Below are 19,118 nucleotides of genomic sequence, written 5' to 3'. Positions count from 1 at the left end.
GACACTAGTTTATAATTTATCCCTGTTTGACTGAAATGAGATTTAGACCATGCCCATTGCTTATAGGTGGGTGGTTAATCGAGTGTATGAGGGCTTTGGTTGGGGGGGATTTTTAGATTTTAGCAAGAAAACGCCCCAAAGGGGGCGTTTCGACTTACATATCAGTTGGAGCTATTACGACCGTATCGCATCTACTTTCGCCGCCGCATTCTTGGCCTTCGCGGCTGCAGCTACTTCATAACTGACAACTGACTTACCAATCGGAGCCAGGGAAATACCGGCAAACTTAATGTGCTGGATAGCGAACGGAATACCGATAATGGTTAGGGCATAACAGATCGCAACACACACATGGGCGATGGCCAACCAGATACCGGCCAGGAAGAACCAGATAATATTGCCAATGGTACCGAAGGGGCTGGTGCCAATGTCTTCACGACCTTTTAATTCTTCACGGTCAATGGCGTCACTACCAAATGGCCAAAAACTGAACAGGGCAATGTTAAAACAGGCGCGGCCCCATGGAATACCGACGATGGAAATAAAGCAGAGCAAGCTGATAAACATCCAGACCAGGCCAGCGACAATACCGCCACCCAACAGTAACCATAGAATATTCAACACTAAACGTAACATTGCTTTCCCTCATTAGTTTGTCTTACCGCTTTAGACGCCATTGTCCTAGATTGAGAGGCAGAAGTTAACGTTTCTTGATAAAAATGGCCGATGTTGTTCAAAACGGCGACTAAATCATCAAATAGCCTTCATGACGGAGTAACCACTCCTTCATATCCAGGCCGCCCGCAAAACCGGTTAGCGCGCCATTGCTGCCAATCACCCGATGGCAGGGCACGATGATGGGCAGCGGATTGCGGCCATTTGCAGCACCAACGGCTCTTACTGCTTTGGGTTTATCGAGGATATTGGCAATGTCGGCATAGCTGCGACATTCCCCATATGGGATCGCTTTCAACTGTTGCCAAACTGATTGCTGAAAGTCGGTGCCTTTGACACTGATGCTGAGATCAAAGTGTTGGCGTTTACCTTGAAAATACTCTTCCAACTGTTGTTTAGCCTGCCGAGTGTGGGCATTGCTTTCTTCTTGTGCGCCGTCTTCGGGCGCGTACAGCAGCGCCGCTATGCCATCATCATCGGCGCAGATCTGCAGACAGCCCACCGGGGTGTCGATAAATTCACGAAAGGGGTAGCGGCTTGCGCTCATTGCAGTAGCTCCCAGAGTTGTAAGGTTAGATAACTGCGCCAGGGCTTGGCCGCATCGCAGTCGATATGAATTCCATGTTGGTCCAGACCTTTTTTAACGCCCAGATCACCGTCCAGTAAAATATCCGGCTGGCTTTGTCCGCGCATGGTGGCGTAATTCACCGTCCATGGGCCGATGCCTTTCAGTGCCAACCATTCTTCGGCGTTTAATGTCCAGGGGGCATGCTGGCAATAGTAGCGGGCGAAGTTTTTCAAGCACGCTTTGCGGGCACCTGGCATTTTAAATATATCGAAATCCATGGCCGCAAGTGTTTCGGCCTTTGGAAAATATACCTGGCCGTTTTTATGTTCGCCATAATGCTTCAGCAGGTTTTCCATATGCTGCTTTGCGGCTTGCACTGAAATCTGCTGCCCGAGAATGGCTCGAATACCAGCTTCATAAGCATCCCACGTGCCCGGCAGACGCAAACCCTCACAGAGTGTGAGTTCCGGGCAGGCCTTTTGCAGTTGCTGTTCAATGAGCAGGCTATTGGCATCGAGATCCAGCAGACGACGAATATTGGCAATGACGGCACGCAGGTCGGCCAGTTGATCAATTTCCAGCTTTAGGAGAAAACCATTTTTTTGGGGCTGATGGTGGACGGTAAATTTTCCGTGACTGATATGTTCACTGCCTTGCCAGCTGAAACTACGCCCGTAGCTGTTGTCGTCCAGCCATTCCAAACCATTCAAATAACGTTTGCTTAAAAATCGATTGAACTGTTTCCAGTTATAAGGTGGACGGTAGTATAGAGGCAGTTCAATGATATTCTCTGTTTTATTATTTCTGGCCTGCTTGCGCAATGAAGACGGTGTTTGGCCTGCGTATTTTTTAAATTGTTCATTGAATTGCCGAACGCTGCCAAAGCCACTGGCGAGGGCAATATCGGTAATGCTCAATTGACTGCTTTGAACGAGTTGCTTCGCAAAATCACAACGTTTGAGTTGGGCGTAGTGTTGGGGCGATAAACCAATGTGTTGCTGAAACAGTTTACGCAGATAACGATCACTCATTCCCAAACGTTCAGCCAGTTCAGGCATGGCTTGTTCATCGAGTACACCATCGTCGATGAGGGACATTGCACGACTGACGCTACTGTGGGTACCTCGCCAGGCGGCCGAACCCGGGCTGGCATCGGGGCGACAGCGATAGCAGGGACGAAAACCATCCGCTTGGGCCTGCCAGGCGTGTTCGTAATAATCAACATTCTTTTCTTTTGCAGCCGGTGCCGGGCAAATCGGACGACAGTAGATACCAGTGGTTTTTACCGCCACATAAAACAAGCCATCAAAGCGCGCATCACGGCTCAGGCGGGCTTGATGAAATTGCTCATTGTTGAAGTTGGCGGTCATGGCGTTTTCCATTGCTGTTTCCAGTATTGTACTGCCTGAGGGAGTATTGACTAGCGGGATTCGGAACTGAACCTTAACTCCCTATGGAGGCCGGGGTGCGTGGACAGGGGGAATCGATTTCGGAAACTTAAGAGCAATGCTGGATTGGATTGAGAACAGGGAGGTGAATAGAAAGACGAAGAGGGATGATAAAAAAGAGAAGCGAAAGGCCGGGGGGCTCCCCGGCCTTCAGGAATCAGACCAGCTTAAACAGCATGTCTTTTTCGTAGGCGGCCATCTCGCTCATGCGACCTTCCTGAACCATTTTCGGCCAGTCCGGGTTGGCAATCAGAGCGCGGCCTACAGCCACCAGATCAAACTCATCGGCTTCCATACGCTGGATCAGGTTATCCAGGCTGGCAGGCTCGGCTTCGCGGAACATGGCGGTGCCATCTACGGGCAGGAAGTCCGCGTTCAAGCTGACGCTGCCGACGGTGATGGTGGGCTTACCGCTGATTTTCTTCACCCAGCCGGCCAGGTTCAGATCGCTGCCCTCGAACTCCGGCTCCCAGAAGCGTCGTGTTGAACAGTGGAAGATATCCACGCCTGCATCCGAAAGTGGTTTGATAAAGGCTTCTAGTTCTTCCGGGTTGTTGACCAAACGAGCAGGGTAGTCCTGCTGTTTCCACTGTGACCAGCGCAGAATAATCGGGAAATCCGGACCAACCGCTTCGCGACAGGCTTTGATGATTTCGATAGCAAAGCGCGAGCGATTTTCCAGGCTGCCGCCATACTCGTCGTCACGTTGATTACTGCCTTCCCAGAAGAACTGATCGATCAGATAACCATGGGCACCGTGGATTTCGATGGCATCCATGCCAATGGCTTTCGCGTCTTTGGCGCCTTGGGCAAAGGCGGCAACAACGTCGGCGATGTCTTCTTTGGTCATGGCGTGACCGGTTACTTTACCGGCCTTGGCCATGCCGCTTGGGCTGTAACCGGGTACGTCTTTGTCTGGCTCGGTACCCGGGCGACGAATTGCGCCTACATGCCATAACTGAGGGGCAATTTTGCCACCTTCGGCGTGCACGGCATCAACGACTTTTTTCCAGCCTTCCAGGGCCTCTTCGCCATAGAAGAAGGGGACGTTTTCATAGCCATTGGCCGCTTTGTGGTTGATGCAGGTGCCCTCGGTGATGATCAGGCCTGTACCACCCGCAGCGCGGCGACGGTAGTACTCGACCACCATATCATTGGGCACATTGCCCGGTGAGGCGGTGCGAGTCATTGGGGCCATAACGATGCGGTTTGGCAGTTCGAGTTGGCCGAGCTTGGCCGGGCGGAACAGGGTATCGGAATTGCTCATAATGTTCTCTTGCTTTAGCGATGTTTAGGTGCTGCTGGCCTGCAGCAGCTGATCAAGTTGTTGTAATACGGGTGAGATCCACTCGCCGCCATGAATGCGGGAGTATTGCAGTGCCCCTTTTAGGCTCAGCACAAAAATACTGGCCTGGGCTTGGGCATCGCCCGGAAAATGAAACTCGCCGTTCTGGCGGCCTTCTTCGAGTACCTGGCTGACAAAATCCAGCTCATGACGATCCAGATCCTGCAAAGCAGGCAGCAGGGTATCCGGAAGTTTAGCCACATCAGCTTGCAGTGAACTGAGGGGGCAGACCTTGTAGGGGCCTTCGGCGTAACTCAGTAGCGCTTCCACAAAAATGCGCAGCTTGTCTTTGGCGCTGTGATCGCTGTCGCGCAGATTCAGGAATAGGTCTTCATGCCACTGCTTAATGGCCCCGCAAAGCGCCAGCCCCAAGTCTTCTTTCTTGGGGAAATGGTAATGAATACTGGCTTTGGTGATACCCAGGGCACTGGAGATGTCCTGATAGCTGAAGTTTTCATAGCCCTGGGTTTGCAGCAGTTCCAGGCTGATCTGGATGATCTCCTGCTTGCGGTTCTTTTTGCGCACCTGCTTGGGTTGGCTGATATCTGGGGTCATGGTTTTGGGTCATTAATCGGGTGCTGCGTAAATTAACCTACTAGTAGGTAAGTTAATAGGGGTAAAAGTGACCAAGCAGAGGTTTGAATGACACCTTTGGCGGGTAGATATGAGTGAAGTTTGGTTAATCCGAATGGGTTCTGGAACTAATCGCGCCCAGGACAGACTAAGAAGACAGCAAGTTACATTGCTCTCCTCCTATATTGAATACTTACCCGCCCTTGAGGCGGGTTTTTTTATGGGCGGGCGAAAACGCCCTCAGGCCCCTTTAAATGGGGAGCTGGGTGGTGAATTTAACTTGCTTCAGGGCAAAGGTGGAATTCACTGAGGCCACGTTGGGCAGGTGCACCAGACGGGTTTTCAATACCGTTTCATAGTGATCCACACTGCCGACCACCACTTTCAGGAGATAATCTTTTTCTCCACTGGTTGAATAGCACTCAACGACTTCTGGCATTTCCTGCACGGCATCTTCAAAGGCGGTTAGGGAAGCTTCATCGTGTTTGGTCATGGTGATGTAAGCGTGGACTGAGACGCCAAGTGACAATGACTCGGGGTTCAGCAATGTCACTCGTCCTTGAATAATCCCTTCTTTTTCCAAGCGCTTGATACGCCGCCAGCAGGGAGTATGAGACAGGCCCACAGCTTCTCCCAACTCAGCCATAGAATAATCGGCATTCTCCTGCAGGGCGCGCAGGATCTTGCGATCAAATTCATCCAAGGCAAAAGTATCTGACATCCTAATTTCTCTCTAACTTGTAGGTTAATGTCCTAAGTCTAGTCAGATATTTGGATCTGTCACTAAATGGGCAAAAATATTCTGACAATTTAGACGAGCGTAACCGTTGGCAATAAGGGTGATTTAGGCGCCAGTTGGGTTGATCAAGCCAATTGTAAGAAACGGGCAGGAGTTGATAGGGCCGATTGTGGTATAACAGCTGACCTATTTCATTATGCTCAGCCAAATTTCTGAGCTGAGTTTAATTTGCACTTATCAATGTGGAGAAGCTATGGAACTCACAAATAAAGTCGCCATTGTGACCGGTGGAGCGTCGGGTTTGGGTCGTGCAAGCTGTGATCAATTGGTTGCTGCTGGCGTTAACGTTGCCATTTTCGATATGAATGAAGAAGCGGGCCAGCAAGCCGTTTCTGAGCTGGGCAGCGATCGCGCTTGTTTCAGCGTGGTGAATGTGACGGACGAGGCCTCTGTGGCTGCCGGCATTGCGGATGCGGTAAACGCATTTGGTGCGATTCATATTCTGGTGAACTGCGCGGGTATTGCGACCGCGGGTAAGGTGCTGAACCGCGAGGGCCAGGCTCTGGATCTGGGTGACTTCAATAAAGTCATCAGCGTTAACTTGATTGGTTCTTTCAATGTGGCACGTTTGGCGGCTGAGCAAATGGCCAAGAACGAGCCAATGGGCGAAGCCCTGGAACGTGGCGTGATTGTAAACACCGCTTCTGTTGCCGCCTTTGATGGTCAGATGGGTCAGGCTGCCTACTCGGCCAGTAAGGGTGGTATTGTTGGCATGACTCTGCCAATGGCCCGCGATCTTGCCAGTGTTGGTGTTCGTGTGAATACCATTGCACCGGGCATCATGGGTACTCCGTTGCTGGAATCCCTGCCGGACAATGTAAAAGATTCTTTGATTGCCAATGTGCAGTTCCCGAAACGTTTGGGTTTGCCGTCCGAGTTCGGTGATCTGGTGGTGACCATTGCGCAAAACGCTTACTTGAATGCTGAAACTATCCGCTTGGATGGCGGTATTCGTATGCAGCCGCGTTAATTCCGAGACGGTTGAAGATTGAGAAGGCGTGACTCTAAAGAGTCGCGCTTTTTTGTTTTTAGGATTGATTAATTTTTAAATTCAATTCCGATTTTAGGTGAAGAGTGAAAACCGCTTTTGTCACAGTTTAGAGCGAGCGCAGAGTGAACAAAAAAGACGAGCGTATTTTGCTTGGCCTTTTTGTGAGAGAGGGCAGCCTGGAGGGCCGCCGCTCGTGACAAAAGCGGTTTTCACTCTTTACCGTTTCGAAGCCGTATTTTTTCATAAGGAGGACTAACGTGTCATTTTCTTAACAAAAACCACAACAAACAATGCCAGGGTAAAGCTGCCCATCAGCGCTTCGATGGAAGCAAATAATCGCGACAGCCCTGTGGGGGTGATGTCCCCATAGCCCAGTGTTGTGAATGTGACAATGCTGAAATAGACACTTTCCAAATAAGCAACCAGATTACTTTGCCAATTTGCGGAGGTACTGAATGCAATGTGTTCTCCAGCGAAACTGATGCCAGAAAAAAAGTAAAGCGTTGCAAAGCCCAAAATGGCCAAGCTACTGAACGCGACTACCCGAATGGGTTGCTCTCCGTAGCCACAAAATAAATCAACAATTTTTGAGATAAAGCGACGCGAAGAATATTGGGGCATTTGCTTGCGGCGCACAACCATTTCGCGTTCAAAGAAATAGCCGGCATTTTCAAACAAACCCTGGTTTTCAAACACCTTGCGCAAGTGCCGATAAATTTCTTCGGCCTGCTCGTATAAATCCAGTTGCTCTTCGCGGCTGCCGCTTTCATCGGCTTTGCATTCCTGAATGACTTTATCTCCCCAGCGCACATGCTCAAGTTTGGCATCATGAAACTTGGTGCCCAGAAGATTGCAGTTACTGAGGTTTGCACAATGTAAATTGGCGCCAGTGAAGTCGGCTTTCATAAGAGAGCTGCCGCTGAGATCGAGCATAAAACAATGCGCACCACGCATATTGGCACGATACAAATCACTGTCGATCAAACGGTAGCCGTGCTTCGAGTTGTGGTTTACCAAATTAACGTTTTCCAACTCGCAGGCTTTCAATTTGAAATCACGCATGGCCTGGCCTGTGCGTGCACGTTGTTGCAACTGTTCGGCTACATCATTACAGGACAGCATCTCGCCTTGCTGCCATTTGCGGTCATCTTCAAACACCCAGCACCCCTTAATTTTACTTTTGTGTCTTATCTCGGCTTACATTGAGGATAGTCAAAAGTCCGGGCTTTGCTAGCACGCTCGATTTCGGTAACGCCCGGTGAGGGTGGGGTCAAGAAAAGGAAGTATCAGGATGTTGCTTATTGCGGAATGACAAAATAGCCAGCCAAAACAGAAAGGCGGCGATCAGGCCCAGAGCATTGGCGAGAATATCTCCCCAATCGAAGAGTCGGCCAGGTACCCAGAGTTGGCCAGTTTCCGCCGCACTGGCAATCAACAACAGCACAGTAAAGCTCGGCAAGCGGGGTTTATATGGGTAAGCCGCCAGGCCAAAGGCACCCGCTACGGTTCCCCAGCAGATAAAGTGCAGAGCTTTGTCCCAAATTAGACTGAAGCCTTTGCCGGGGCTGGGGCTTAAATTAAAAAACAGTGCGATAGCAAGCAGGGCAATAAACAAGCCCCAGCGCAAATGGCGGCTGTTCCGAAGCAGGGGGCTGCTATGAGGTTGGGTCCAAAAAAGCAACGTGGGTGCCTTGCTGTATTTACTCGGGTTCAGTGGCCACTTTAAAAGCGCTGTTGGCACGTTTCAACAGATGCAATAACTGATCAATTTCCAAGGGCGTTAGATCACCGAGGAGTTCATGGCTCCAATCGGCGTGGGCCTGGGCCATCTCTTCAAACAATTGCAGACCTTTTTCGGTAATTCGGATTTGAATAACCCGACGGTCCAGAGGGCTGGCACTGCGTTCAATCAAATGCTCATTGACCATTCTATCCACCAGGCGGGTGATATTGCCGCGGCTGGCCAGCAGCTGCTCGGCGACTTTGCCCATGGGCAGGCCTTCCGGGGAATAGCGGTAGAGTTGAGACAGAACATCGAACCGAGACATGCTCTGTTTAAAGCGCTGATGGAAGCGGGTTTCCATCTCTTGTTCGATAGATTTGGAGCTTTTGGCTAGCTGTAGCCAAACGCGTAGGTATTTATCACTGGACATCGGGTTTGTACTTCCTGTTTCGCCATTGCTGTTGTTTTTGTAGGCGTCTGGGGCAGTATTTTAAGGGTAATTATTCACCAGGGCAAAATATGACTTGTTTATATATTACGTGTAATATATATTATCTCCATATTGAGTGAAACCGGGTCTTGTGAGGTGTGCCTTCAAGGTGATCAGCGCAAAACCCTGAAATCAGATAAATGCTTGTTTAAACAAGGGGTTATGGCCATGAAAATTACAGTGATCGGCGGTGGACCTGGCGGGATGTATTTCGCGCTGCTTACCAAGAAAGCGCAGCCAGATTGGGATATCGAGATTTACGAGCAAAACAAATGTGACGACACCTTTGGTTTTGGTGTGGTGTTCTCGGACGATACCCTGGATGAATTTCTGTCCCGTGACCCCGAGTCCTACGAGCGGATTCGCGACGATTTTGCCTACTGGGATGACATTGTCATCAGTTACAAGGGTGAGAAAATCCGTTGTTCCGGTAATGGTTTCTGTGGAACGTCACGCGTTAGCCTGCTGAACTTGTTGCAGGGGCGCTGCCAGGAACTGGGTATCAAGATGCACTTTGAAGCGCGTATCGATCCTTCGGAGTATGAAACCCGCTTTGCCGATTCCGATATGATTCTGGCGTCTGACGGCATCGCTTCTGCAACCCGTGAGTACTTCAAAGAAGGCTTTAACCCAACGACTGAAATCAAGTCCAACCGTTTTGTGTGGATGGGCTCCTCGCGCCCGCTGAAAGATTTCACCTACTTCTTTAAAGAAACCGAGCACGGTTTGATTTGTGCACACACTTATCAGTACGAGCCGGGCATGTCGACCTGGATTTTCGAAATGTCGGATGAGTGCTGGCAGGGTTTTGAATTTGAAGAGCAAAACGAAGAAGATAGTCGCGCAAAACTGGAAGCGATTTTTGCCGAAGAGCTGGAAGGTCATGGCTTGATTCTGAACCGCAGCTGGTGGCGTCAGTTCCCGCGTATTTTCTGCAACAACTGGTATCACAAAAACATTACCATTTTGGGCGATGCCAAAGCATCGGCTCATTATTCCATCGGTTCGGGTACCAAACTGGCCATGGAGTGTGCGATTGGATTGCACGATGCAGTGATGGAAAAACACCAGGAAGGCGTTGAAGCCTGCTTCAAACGTTACGATGAACTACGCCGTACACCGGCACAAATTGTTCAGCATAATGCCGACGTTTCCCTGGCCTGGTTCGAGCATATGGATCGCTCCTGGGATATGGACCCTATGCAATTTGCCATGGTGGTTATGTGTCGTGCCAAGTCCGTGACTTATGATAATTTGATTCTGCGTGATGAGCGTTTTGTGAAGGCGGCAGATACCGAGTGGTATCAACGCTACTACGAAGAAACGGGCGTGGATGTTCGCGATAGCCGTCCAACGCCAATGTTTACACCTTATAAATTGCGTGAGCTGGAACTGCGCAACCGTGTCGTCATGTCGCCTATGGCGCAGTACTCAGCGGATAAGGACGGCAATCTCACGGAATGGCATCACATTCACTACAGCAGCCGTGCCACCGGTGGTATGGGCTTGATGTATACGGAGATGACTTGCCCATCGTCGGATGCGCGCATTACCGAAGGTTGTCCGGGGATGTGGACCGATGAGCACGAAGCTCAGTGGAAACGCATTGTGGATTTCGTACACGACAACACGGAGACCAAGATTTGTATGCAGCTGGGTCACGCGGGTCGTAAAGGTTCGACGCAGTTGGGTTGGGAAAAAATGGATATGCCCATCGCCAATAACGACGCGAATTGGCCTCTGGTTTCGGCCTCACCGCTGCCGTATTTTGATGATGTTTCCCAGGTGCCGGCAGAGTTGGATCGCGCCGGTATGGATCGCATTGTGACCGATTTTGTTCAGGCCGCAGCTCGCGCCGATCGCGCTGGCTTCGATATGTTGGAGTTGCACTGTGCCCACGGTTATTTGCTGGCTTCTTTCCTTTCGCCACTGACCAACCAGCGCAGTGATGAATATGGCGGCAGCGTTGAAAATCGTGTGCGTTTCCCGCTGGAAGTGTTCTCTGCCATTCGAGATGTGTGGCCTGCGAACAAGCCGATGTCGGTGCGTATCTCTGCCTGTGACTGGGTTGAAGGCGGCATTACCGAAGAAGATACTGTGGCGATAGCGAAAGCTTTCAGTGCCGCTGGATGTGATTTGATCGATGTGTCAGCGGGTCAGACGGTGGCGGATCAGAAACCAACTTATGGTCGTATGTTCCAAGTGCAGTTCTCTGAAGCAATTCGGAACCTGACCGGTCTGGCAACCATGGCGGTGGGTAATATCACCGATGGAGGTCAGGTGAATACGATCCTGCATACCCGCCGCGCTGATCTGGTGGCGATTGGTCGTCCGCATTTGTGGAATCCGTATTTCACGCGTCATGAAGCTGCTCGTTACGGTGTGACGGTAGATCAGGGTTGGGAAAAACAATATCTCAGTGGTCAGGCCCAGGCCTATTCGGTACAAACCAAGGCTCGTGAACAGCAGCTGGAATTGCAGCGCAAGGCCAAGCCAAAACGTCATGCGACCGATCGAACCGATGAGTTCCGTCATTCCTGAGTGATGGATGGTTGACCACAAAAAAGCCCGCAGATGCGGGCTTTTTTGTGGTCGTTATTTTTGCGCTGATTTCAGATCAGGCGCTGCGTTCGCTCGCTAGAATAATATCGAGCATGGCATTAGCGACCAGGCTGGCACCTTGAGCCGATAAATGTACGCTGTCATCGTAAAGCTCATCGCGTTCTGCACCGTCGGCGATGGCCTCTTTAATGAGGCCGGCGGTATCCAGAAAGAAATCATTGTCGCCCACCAGTTCCTGCAGATAACCGTCATAGCGGGCCAGCCAGCTGTTACGTTCCTCATCATCGGTGGGGGCGCTGCCCCACAGCAAGACTTTCAGATTCGGATTCTGTTGGCGCTGCTGATGGATAATCGCCAGCATACTTGATTTGTATTCATCAGGCTCAATCACAAAGCCGGAACTGACCCAGCCTTTTTGGGCAGGGCCGCGAAGGCGCTTCTTCAGGGATTTGAGTAATTTACGGGCAAATTTCTTAAGGCGATTGTCGGGGTAGTAACTGATGTACACCTGGGGGATGCTGGTAATCCAGGCATCGACGAGGCCGAAGTTGAGCAGCATCCAGTCGGCCGCTTGTTTATGATCGTCGGACATGCGCAAGCCTTCCCGGCAAGTGCTCATGGTGGTGCCGTAATTATGTAACTGGCAGGGAATATCCTGACGCTGTAGCTTCTCGCAGAGCTGCTTGGGGGCGTTAAAGTGGGTGCCGTATTCAATCGCTCCGGCGGTATTACAATCACCGATGGCCAGTAGCTCAAGCTTCTTATTGTCTGTCATATATGCGCAAAGCTTAACAAAAGCCGCAGTATAAGTTTTTCTATAGGCAAAATCGACAGCTCTCTCGGCTTCGCTTCGCAATATTTGAGCAGAATTCCAACAAACTGTTACATAGCGTAATTAGTCAGTCGGCCCTGAATTTGGTACTCTTGCGCTTTTGCCAGAACCGTTGTATTCCCAGCTTACGCTCTGTTTGGAGCCTTGGGGCAGACTCTATAAGCACCAAAATAGGCACCAAATAAAAAGTGGACATCAAGCTACTTATCTTCAGCGATGGAAAGCCCGGGCATTTGAACCAGAGCCTGGGCCTTGCCCATGCTTTGCAAAGGGGCATTGCTGAGTTGGCGCCGTTCCAGAATGCCCGAATTCATTACGACATTGTTGAGCCTTTGAGTCGCCTTCAAGCCGCGTTCCTATGGATGGGTTTCTCCAAAGCACCTGCTAACTGGCCTGAACACTGCGATGTCTTAATCGCTGCTGGCCACGCTTGCCACGGCAGTTTGATTGCCGCCAAAAAACATTACCGCGCAAAGTCCCTGGTATTGATGAAGCCCAGTTTGCCGCTTGGCTGTTTTGATTTTTGTATTGTGCCGGCCCATGATGAATTGGCTGCCATGGGGAATGTGATTGTGACCGAAGGCGCCATCAACCCGGTAGTCTATGGGGGGGAAAACAAGCATCTGCATATGATGCTGATTGGCGGGCCGTCAAAGCATTTCCACTGGGATGATGAGCAGGTTCTGCAACAAATCAAACAAGCTCTGGAGCAGCAAGCCCCCTCCGATTCAGAACGGGAATGGCTGCTGATCAGTTCCCGCCGCACGCCGGAATCATTTTATACCCGTTTGGAAGAGTTGGCTCTGCCTCTGAAATTATTAAAACCCGACGATGTCGAAGCGGGTTGGCTCGCTAAACAATTTCCCTTTGCGAAAGAGTGTTGGGTAAGTCCCGACAGTGTTTCCATGGTTTATGAAGCATTGACCGCTGAAGCGAACGTGTCGGTTTTTTCCTTGGAGGAATGCCAGCCGATCAGTCGAGTGGCCAAGGGCATTCGTGGATTGATCGAAGCGGGCAGGGTTCGTGAACTCAATACCTCGCAGCCGACCTCCCAAGCGGAGTCGACATCGCAGGATTTTGGAGAACCGTTTAATCAAGCGGATCAGGTGGCCAGAATGCTGCTTGGCCCATGTGCGCTTTTCGATCAGGTGCTGGCACGGTGACGTTGAAGGTTATTCAGTTTCTACCGAGTCTGCGCGGTGGGGGTGTTGAAGTCGGCACTCTGGAAGTGGCCAAAGCCTTGGTAGAAGCGGGGCATCAATCGCTGGTGGTGTCTGCGGGTGGCCCGATGGTCGAACGTCTAGAGCAAGAAGGCTCGATCCATATTGAATGGGATTTGGGGAAAAAGTCGCCGCTGAGCTTCAGGCATATCTGGCCACTGAGACGCTGGTTGGTGGAGCAACAAGCCGATATCCTCCATGTGCGCTCGCGTATGCCGGCCTGGATTGTGTATTTAGCCTGGAAGGGGATGCCGGAGAAGGCGCGCCCCAGATTTATGAGCACCATGCACGGTTTGCACTCGGTGTCGGCGTACAGCGAAATTATGTGTCGTGGTGAGCGGGTGATTGCGGTATCCAATACCGTGAAAGACTATATCGCCAGCCATTATCCCAAGACGGATATGGCACGGGTACAGGTGGTGAATCGTGGGATCAGTGATGAAGAATACCCACGGGACTTTTGTCCGGAAGAAAACTGGTTGATGCAGTGGAAAGAAACCTTTCCCCAGTTTAATGGCAAGCGGCTGATTTGTTTGCCGGGGCGATTGACGCGTCTGAAAGGGCATGCTTATTTTTTGCGGCTGATGCAAAAACTGTGTCAGCGTTTTGATGATGTGCATGGCATTGTTGTGGGTTCAGAAGACCCAAAACGTCAGAACTATGCGGAAGAATTATATGCGCAGCTTAAGGATATGGGTCTGCAGGACAGCGTGACATTTACCGGTGGCCGCAGTGATATGAAAAATATCTACAGCCAGTCGGCCATGGTCTTGTCTTTGTCGAGCAAGCCGGAATCCTTTGGTCGTACGACCACCGAGGCCTTGAGTATGGGAGTACCGGTAGTCGGTTTTGATCACGGCGGCGTCGGAGAGCAGTTGCAAAGCCTGTTCCCCCTTGGAATGGTGCCTTGTTTCGACGAGGACGTTTTGCTGAATAAGGTTGAGGCTTTATTGAATAAGCCGGAAAAACCCAAAAAGAATGATTGCTACCTGAAGAGTAAAATGCTGGCGCAAACCTTGGCGATTTACCAAGAGTTAGCGTCCGAAGCGTAGAGTTATATATGAGAATTTGTGAAATCTTGGCGAGCACCGGTGAAGGTGGCTTGGAAAAACACATGCTGGATCTGTGCAATACCATGGCGGGTCTTGGGCACGATGTGCATGTGATTGTTGATCCCTATTTTGCCAGCCGATTTGACAGCGCTGTTCAGGTGCACAGTTTGAATATGGGGCGCAGCCGCAATAACCCGATGCTTCTGTGGCAGCTGCATAAGCTGATCAAGAGCATTAATCCGGATGTGGTTCACGCCCAGGCGAATAAAGCCGCCAGCTTATTGTCGCGTATAAAAGGTTTTTTGAAGTTGCCCAGTGTAGGAACGATCCACAATCAAAAATCCAAATCAGCCATGTTTTCCTCCTTGGATGGTGTGATTGGGGTGAGCCAGGGGGCTTGTTCTGTGGTGAACAATGCCAATAAACGTTGTGTGTACAATGGCGTCACCCTCGAATCCCAGCTTGATCGCGACAGTGCTCGCGAAAAGCTACTGGCAATGAGCGATGCGAGTGGCGAGCGCCCTGTTGCAGTGGCGCTGGCGCGTCTGGTTGAAGTGAAGCGTATTGATCTGCTGCTCCAGGCCTGGGAAGACATGCCGGCTGATTTATTGATTCTGGGTGATGGACCTCTCATGGCAACCTTGAAAGAGCAGGCCGCGCCTTTGATTGAAAAGGGCAATGTACACTTTTGCGGTTTTGTGAAAGACGCTGCGATGCTGTTGCCCGGTGCGGATTTTATGGTGATCAGCTCGGATCGTGAGGGGTTTCCCTATTCCATGGTTGAAGCGTTGTGCGCGGGTGTTCCGGTTATTTCAACGGAAGTTGCCGCCGCTCGGGAAATGTTACCTGCTAGTCTTAGGGTGGCCTTGGGGGATGCTGAAGGTTTGGCCGCGAAGATTGCCCATTTTCTGGCCACTCCCGAGGCTTATCAGGAAGATCTGGATGCGTTGTTTGAAAAGGCCAGAGCGCAGTTGAATGTGGAGTACATGACCAAAGAAACGGTCGCTTTTTTAGAGTCGGTCACAGCCCAGGCGAACCATTGAGCGAAAATGACAGGATTCGCGCTAAGATGACATGCAGAAGAATTGAACAAAAGTAGGGTACGGGTGAATTCATTGAAAGAACCGGAGCTGAAAGCCGCTCTGGTGCAAAAAAACACGTTGAGCAGCAAATTACTACCAGGCCTTTGGCTGCTGGTATTGCTGCTGAGTGCCTATATGCCCAAAACCATTGGCGCCGTACCTGCGGTGTTCGGCCTGACGGGCCTGTGGATCTATTTTAAAGATGGCAATTGGAAAGATGTCTCTCGTCTGTTCAGTGGCCGATTCCGATTGTTGGGCATCAGTGTGCTGCTCTTCCTTTTGTATATGGGGTTGAGCAATGCGTTTACCTCCTTTCCTGAAGCCGCTCTGAAACGTACCGCCGGTCTGTGGATTATTTTTGTGTTATCCATGATCAGTCTGATGCTGGTGACACGCTTTGATGTTTCTGTATCGCGCGCTTTTTTACCCTGGGTGCCACTGACGGTTTTTCTGGGCATCGTTTTTAATATTGTCGAATCCCTGATGGGCTACCCGATTTATGCCTTGAATCTGGATAGCCATGATCGCATTGGCGCTTATCTGGTCAATCGATCGGTGAGTGTGCTGATGTTGATGGCGGTGCCGAGTTTGCTGATTATTCGTGCGTTGTTTGAGGGATTGAAACGCCAGGTTTTGCAGGCTATTTTCCTGTTGAGCCTGATCTTGCTTATACAGCAAAGCGCTTCCGAAACCGCCAAAGTGGCGGTGGTGGTGATCGCCGTCAGCACCTTATTGTTACGCGTTCTGGGACCAGTTTTTCTTCGCTTTTGTGGTCTCTGCATTGTGACGGGCATGTTGGCAGCTCCCTTTGCGGCACCACCGGCTTATCAATACGTAGCCAATGATATTGACCAAAGCCGTCTCTTTGGCGCCAATGGTGCACACGGTGCCCAGCGTTTGGAAATTTATGACTTTGTGGCGCGTTACTCCATGAACAAGCCTATTCTGGGGCACGGTTTGGACGCTGCGCGGGAAATTAAAGATTTCGATTCCAAGGGCAAGTTTATGCAGGAGAGCAAGATCTCCCACCCGCATAACTTTGCTCTGCAATTGTGGCTGGAATTGGGTTTGATTGGTGTGCTCCTGGCGGGCTTCTTTATCCAGTCACTCCTCGCCAGTTTGGGAAAGAGAGAGAATTTGAGCCTGTCTTATTTCAGTGTGTTTCTCATTGGCCTGTGTGCCTACTCTTTCAGTTATGGTTTATGGCAAGCATGGATGATCGCCGCGATTGTTGTCGCAGTCATGCTCTTGAGGATGATTTCCCGAGCGTACCCCGACGGCAAATGCTGGCGCGAGCAACAGCCAGATGCGTATGCAAACCAAGCAGAGATGAATGGAGCCTAAGGTGTTTGCGGGTAGCGACGACGCTCAAAAAATTAAGAAAATACTCATAGTACGTTGGGGCAGCATGGGCGATCTGGTCGTCTGTTCCGCCGTGATGGAAGATATCTGCCGCCATTTTAAATCGGCTGAAATTCACCTGAACGTAGAGCCACCCTGGCACAATCTGTTCAAGCATGATCCTCGATTCAGCAAGTTGCAGGTGATGAAAATCCGCAAGGCGCCACGCGTGTCTTCGGCGATTTCCTGGATCAAAATGCTGCGCCAGGAAAAATACGATCTGATTGTCGATCTGCAGTGCAATGATCGCAGTCGCTTACTGTTGAGTTTTGCAAGGCTGGTATTGGCTGCGCCCAAACTCAGTATTGCTACCCGACCGGCCTTTCCCTATCGTTTGAGCCCGCCTCAATATGCCAAGGGTTCACACGCGATCGAAATCACCCGTGCAGCTGCCAAAGGTCTGGGCGTTGACTGCTTAACCAACAAGCCCATGATTCACTGGGATCAGGATACAGAGCAGAGCACAAAGGCTTTACTTGAGCAGCATGGCCTGGAATCCAAACGCTTTGTGATTTTGGTGCCGGGCAGTAGTCTCAGTGGTGCTCTCAAACGCTGGGGCAGTAAAAATTACAGTGCCATGGCCAAACTCTTTGCGGAAAAGGGTATTGAGCGCTGTGTCATTCTGGGCGGACCGGATGAGGTTGAGCTGTGCGCTGAACTGGCTGAAAAAATTGGCGAAGGCGTCGTCAACCTCTGTGGTAAAACGGATCTGCTGCAAATTCCTGTGATCGCTCGCGAAGCGGCTTATATGGTCTCGAATGATACGGGGACGGCTCATTTGGCGGCAGCGGCTGATGTTCCAATGGCGGTGATCTGTGGTCCAACGGATGCCAACAAGGTTCGCCCGATAGGCGATAGAGTGGTTGCTTTGCAGGCGCCAATGGCCTGTTTCAAAGAGCAGCCTGCGGAACAGTGCATGGCCAAGGTCAGCCCGGAACAGGTTTGGCAAGCTCTGGAAAAGCTAAGATAATAGCTGGCAACGGGATTAGCCGTTTGCCATCGCTAGGTATAAGTGGACGTAAATTATGCAACTTGAGCAATTAAACATTGCTGTTATCGGCCTGGGTTATGTGGGCCTGCCTCTGGCCGTAGAACTCTCCAAGCACTTTAAAACCATCGGTTTTGATATCAATACCCAGCGGGTAGAGCAGCTTAATGGTGGGCACGATTCCACCCTGGAAGTTTCCGATGAAGAAATGGCGGCTGCCGGCGAGCTGAGCTTTAGCACCGATGTGAATGCCATGGCGGATTGCAATGTCTATATTGTGACCGTACCAACGCCTATCGATGGCCATAAAAATCCGGACTTAAACCCGCTGCGCAAAGCCAGCGAAACCGTCGCCCAGGTGCTGGCCAAGGGCGATATTGTTGTTTACGAATCCACCGTGTACCCAGGTGCAACAGAGGAAGTCTGCGTGCCCGTTCTGGAACGCGATTCCGGTTTGCGCTTCAATCACGATTTCTTTGCGGCCTACAGCCCTGAGCGAATCAATCCGGGTGACAAGGTCAATCGCCTGCCGAATATTCGCAAAATTACCTCGGGCTCTACCCCGGAAGTGGCTGATTTGATTGATGCCATGTACGGTAAAATCATTATCGCCGGGACTTACAAAGCCAGTTCCATCAAGGTCGCGGAAGCGGCCAAGGTGATTGAGAACACCCAACGCGATGTGAACATTGCTCTGGTGAATGAGCTGGCCCTGATTTTCAATGCCCTCGATATTGATACCGAAGAGGTGTTGTTGGCGGCGGGCAGCAAGTGGAATTTCTTACCTTTCCGTCCCGGTTTAGTGGGCGGACATTGTATCGGCATTGATCCGTACTACCTGTCTCACAAAGCGCAGGCCGCAGGTTACATACCGGATATTATTATTGCCAGCCGTCGCATTAACGATGGCATGGGTGGTTATGTGGCCGATACCCTGGTGAAAGAAATGTTGCGCAAGGGTGCGGCGGTTGCCCAAAGTAATGTGTTGGTGATGGGTTTTACTTTTAAGGAAAACTGCCCGGACGTTCGTAACTCACGAGTTTATGACGTTGTAAAAGGTTTGGAAGATTTTCATTTTAATGTCGATGTTTACGACCCTTGGGTAGACCATGATGAAGTCGAAACCGAATATGGCCTGCGTCCTGTCAGTGAATTGAAAAACGGCCACTACAGTGCCGTCGTTTTAGCCGTGGCTCATGAACAGTTTTCTGAAATGGGTGGTGAAAAAATTCGCGAACTGTGCACGAAAGAAGGGCTGATTTACGATTTAAAATACGTCTTGCCTCAGGATATCAGCGACTTGCGTCTGTAAAACAATCGTGAGTTGCAACAAAAAAACCCGGCCTTGGCCGGGCTTTTTTATGTCCTT

The 19,118-nt window shown here is 50.7% G+C and carries 18 protein-coding genes; 8 read left to right on the top strand and 10 right to left on the bottom strand.

Features of this window, described 5'->3' with window-relative positions; all coding sequences use genetic code 11:
- Positions 1-174: 174 nt before the first annotated feature.
- The 6 genes from G8768_RS13370 to G8768_RS13345 form a co-directional block, all read right to left on the bottom strand.
- Positions 175-636, bottom strand: coding sequence for a YccF domain-containing protein (locus G8768_RS13370; RefSeq protein ID WP_166845921.1), 462 nt, complete (start codon positions 634-636; stop codon positions 175-177).
- 109 nt (positions 637-745) lie between these two features.
- Entirely contained in the window at positions 746-1,222 is a 477-nt protein-coding gene (locus G8768_RS13365) for a methylated-DNA--[protein]-cysteine S-methyltransferase (protein ID WP_166845923.1), read from the bottom strand.
- Complete coding sequence (locus tag G8768_RS13360) at positions 1,219-2,625, bottom strand: DNA-3-methyladenine glycosylase 2 family protein (protein WP_208020172.1); 1,407 nt, start codon at positions 2,623-2,625, stop codon at positions 1,219-1,221. Before G8768_RS13360 ends, G8768_RS13365 begins: the two co-directional genes overlap by 4 nt.
- Positions 2,626-2,848: 223 nt before the next feature.
- Positions 2,849-3,958, bottom strand: coding sequence for an NADH:flavin oxidoreductase (locus G8768_RS13355; RefSeq protein WP_166845925.1), 1,110 nt, complete (start codon positions 3,956-3,958; stop codon positions 2,849-2,851).
- Positions 3,959-3,982: 24 nt separating this feature from the next.
- Entirely contained in the window at positions 3,983-4,591 is a 609-nt protein-coding gene (locus G8768_RS13350) for a TetR/AcrR family transcriptional regulator (RefSeq protein WP_166845927.1), read from the bottom strand.
- A 268-nt stretch (positions 4,592-4,859) separates the two neighbouring features.
- Complete coding sequence (locus G8768_RS13345; RefSeq protein WP_166845929.1) at positions 4,860-5,330, bottom strand: Lrp/AsnC family transcriptional regulator; 471 nt, start codon at positions 5,328-5,330, stop codon at positions 4,860-4,862.
- A 271-nt stretch (positions 5,331-5,601) separates the two neighbouring features.
- Here G8768_RS13345 and G8768_RS13340 point away from each other — a divergent pair, with 271 nt between their 5' ends.
- On the top strand, positions 5,602-6,378 hold the full coding sequence (locus G8768_RS13340; protein WP_166845931.1) for an SDR family NAD(P)-dependent oxidoreductase: 777 nt from the start codon (positions 5,602-5,604) through the stop codon (positions 6,376-6,378).
- A gap of 273 nt (positions 6,379-6,651) precedes the next feature.
- Here G8768_RS13340 and G8768_RS13335 read toward each other — a convergent pair whose 3' ends face one another.
- From G8768_RS13335 to G8768_RS13325, 3 genes are all read right to left on the bottom strand, one after another.
- Complete coding sequence (locus G8768_RS13335; RefSeq protein ID WP_208020171.1) at positions 6,652-7,557, bottom strand: ion channel; 906 nt, start codon at positions 7,555-7,557, stop codon at positions 6,652-6,654.
- A gap of 112 nt (positions 7,558-7,669) precedes the next feature.
- The gene (locus G8768_RS13330; RefSeq protein ID WP_166845933.1) at positions 7,670-8,080 is read right to left on the bottom strand and encodes a VanZ family protein; all 411 of its coding nucleotides are present in this window, start codon (positions 8,078-8,080) and stop codon (positions 7,670-7,672) included.
- Between the two features lie 19 nt (positions 8,081-8,099).
- Positions 8,100-8,552, bottom strand: a complete 453-nt coding sequence (locus G8768_RS13325; protein ID WP_166845935.1) for a MarR family winged helix-turn-helix transcriptional regulator — start codon at positions 8,550-8,552, stop codon at positions 8,100-8,102.
- Positions 8,553-8,780: 228 nt separating this feature from the next.
- Between G8768_RS13325 and G8768_RS13320 the strand changes: the two genes are divergently transcribed.
- The gene (locus G8768_RS13320) at positions 8,781-11,153 is read left to right on the top strand and encodes an oxidoreductase (RefSeq protein WP_166845937.1); all 2,373 of its coding nucleotides are present in this window, start codon (positions 8,781-8,783) and stop codon (positions 11,151-11,153) included.
- A 76-nt stretch (positions 11,154-11,229) separates the two neighbouring features.
- Here G8768_RS13320 and G8768_RS13315 read toward each other — a convergent pair whose 3' ends face one another.
- Complete coding sequence (locus tag G8768_RS13315; protein WP_166845939.1) at positions 11,230-11,949, bottom strand: SGNH/GDSL hydrolase family protein; 720 nt, start codon at positions 11,947-11,949, stop codon at positions 11,230-11,232.
- A 245-nt stretch (positions 11,950-12,194) separates the two neighbouring features.
- Here G8768_RS13315 and G8768_RS13310 point away from each other — a divergent pair, with 245 nt between their 5' ends.
- From G8768_RS13310 to tviB, 6 genes are all read left to right on the top strand, one after another.
- A complete protein-coding gene (locus G8768_RS13310; RefSeq protein WP_166845942.1) occupies positions 12,195-13,169 on the top strand; it encodes an ELM1/GtrOC1 family putative glycosyltransferase in 975 nt (324 codons plus the stop codon).
- On the top strand, positions 13,166-14,278 hold the full coding sequence (locus G8768_RS13305; RefSeq protein WP_341801007.1) for a glycosyltransferase family 4 protein: 1,113 nt from the start codon (positions 13,166-13,168) through the stop codon (positions 14,276-14,278). Before G8768_RS13310 ends, G8768_RS13305 begins: the two co-directional genes overlap by 4 nt.
- 8 nt (positions 14,279-14,286) lie before the next feature.
- A complete protein-coding gene (locus tag G8768_RS13300) occupies positions 14,287-15,321 on the top strand; it encodes a glycosyltransferase (protein WP_166845944.1) in 1,035 nt (344 codons plus the stop codon).
- 72 nt (positions 15,322-15,393) lie between these two features.
- Complete coding sequence (locus G8768_RS13295; protein WP_166845946.1) at positions 15,394-16,704, top strand: O-antigen ligase family protein; 1,311 nt, start codon at positions 15,394-15,396, stop codon at positions 16,702-16,704.
- A complete protein-coding gene (locus G8768_RS13290; RefSeq protein ID WP_166845948.1) occupies positions 16,694-17,731 on the top strand; it encodes a glycosyltransferase family 9 protein in 1,038 nt (345 codons plus the stop codon). The genes G8768_RS13295 and G8768_RS13290 overlap by 11 nt, the downstream gene beginning before the upstream one ends.
- A 55-nt stretch (positions 17,732-17,786) precedes the next feature.
- A complete protein-coding gene (gene tviB / locus G8768_RS13285; protein ID WP_208020170.1) occupies positions 17,787-19,061 on the top strand; it encodes a Vi polysaccharide biosynthesis UDP-N-acetylglucosamine C-6 dehydrogenase TviB in 1,275 nt (424 codons plus the stop codon).
- The last annotated feature ends 57 nt before the right edge of the window (positions 19,062-19,118 follow it).

Origin of the sequence: Pseudoteredinibacter isoporae (assembly GCF_011602085.1) — a bacterium.
Classification (GTDB): Bacteria; Pseudomonadota; Gammaproteobacteria; order Pseudomonadales; family Cellvibrionaceae; genus Pseudoteredinibacter; species Pseudoteredinibacter isoporae.
The sequence above is the reverse complement of the archived record's forward strand: the minus strand, read 5'-3'. Positions and strand labels throughout refer to the sequence as shown.